Raw genomic sequence first — 1,081 nt, 5'->3', positions numbered from 1 at the left:
GCGGCGCAGTCCCCGGTGCGCGGCCGTGCGGACCGCGCCCGAGCGTTTGCCGAGCACACCGGCGGCACTCTTCGCGTCGAGTCCCACCACCACGCGCAGCACCACGGCCTCGGCCTGGTCCTGCGGCAGCTGCGCGATCAGCTGGAGCGTACGGCCCGTGTCGAGCGCCTCCAGGGCCTCGGAAGCGGTGTCCGTGTCGGCCGCCCGGTCGGCCAGTTCCGTCTCGTCGCCGCCGACGGCGGGCCGCCTGCCGCGCATCCGGATGTGGTCCAGCGCCCGGTTGCGCGCTATCCGCGCCGCCCAGCCCCGGAAGCGGTCGGCGTCACCGGTGAAACGGTCCAGGTCACGGGCTATCTGGAGCCAGGCCTCGGACGCCACGTCCTCCGCGTCCGGGTCGCCGACCAGCGTCCGGACATAGCCGAGCAGCCGCGGGTGCACGGCGCGGTAGACGGTACGGAAAGCACACTCGTCCCCGCCCTGTGCCGCGTGCACTGCGGCGGTCAGCTCCGCGTCGTCCCCCAGCACGCCCTCATCCTGCCCAACTGTTCTCGGTCACCCGGCACGAAAGGACCCGGCCGCGGGCAGTCCCGCGGCACACCGGTCGTACCGGGAGTACGGCTTCCTCCGGGCCGTACGCCACGATCACGGCGACTCGCCTACCGGCGTCGCCAGCACGCTAAAGCCTGTCCCGTGGTCCAGTCCACGCCCGGGGGCGCGGGACACTCCAGGCACCCTCCCACGATTGGGGCGAAGCGGCGCTGTGACAGAAATCGCGCGGGCGGCGCAGTAGGGAGTACGGGCCCTCGCGGGCCCTCTGAACGACGGCCGGGGTCTCTCCTGTGGGGGGTGGCGACCCCGGCCGTCCTTTCGTACGGCGCGCGGCGTGCCGGTGTGTACGGCGCGCGAGGTGCCGGTGCGCATCGCGTACCGGGCGTACGGGATGCCGGTGCGCCCTGCGTACGAGGCCCCGGTGCGCCCTGCGTAGGGGATGCCGGTGCGCAGTGCGCACGGGGTGCCGGTGCGCGCTGAGGCCGACGGGCGTCTTGGCGTACGGGGTCGTGCGGCTGCGGCAGGCCGCGGC

The 1,081-nt window shown here is 74.4% G+C and carries 1 protein-coding gene; it reads right to left on the bottom strand.

Annotated features, from left to right (window positions below; all coding sequences use genetic code 11):
* Positions 1-525 (bottom strand): RNA polymerase sigma factor (locus GCU69_RS05495; protein ID WP_156205279.1); only part of this gene is annotated, 525 nt, incomplete at its 3' end.
* Positions 526-1,081: the final 556 nt, after the last annotated feature.

Origin of the sequence: Streptomyces lycii (genome assembly GCF_009735685.1) — a bacterium.
GTDB classification, from domain to species: Bacteria; Actinomycetota; Actinomycetes; order Streptomycetales; family Streptomycetaceae; genus Streptomyces; species Streptomyces lycii.
The sequence above is the reverse complement of the archived record's forward strand: the minus strand, read 5'-3'. Positions and strand labels throughout refer to the sequence as shown.